Source organism: Cellulomonas sp. GbtcB1, assembly GCF_019091725.1.
Taxonomy (GTDB): Bacteria; Actinomycetota; Actinomycetes; order Actinomycetales; family Cellulomonadaceae; genus Cellulomonas.
On sequence record NZ_JAGXJG010000333.1, the window covers coordinates 1 to 257 of the forward strand.

The 257-nt window shown below is 71.6% G+C and carries 1 pseudogene; it reads right to left on the bottom strand.

Annotated features, from left to right (window positions below):
- Positions 1-257, bottom strand: a pseudogene (locus KVT14_RS20610) (50S ribosomal protein L25); the annotation flags it as partial.

Genomic DNA, 257 nt, shown 5'->3' on the forward strand with positions numbered 1-257 from the left:
GGCCCTTCGGCAGGGTCAGCTCGCCGGCGGTCAGCGCGGTGCCGGCCTCGAGGCCCCCGATGGAGACCTCGACGTGCTCGGGCAGGTGCGTGGCCTCGGCCTCGAGCGCGAGCGCCTGGGTCACGACGATGTGGATGGTGCCGGGAGCCGACTCGCCCACGACGGTCACGGGGACCTCGACCGAGACCTTCTCTCCGCGGCGGACGATCAGCAGGTCGACGTGCTCGATGATGTTCTTGACCGGGTCGCGCTGGACG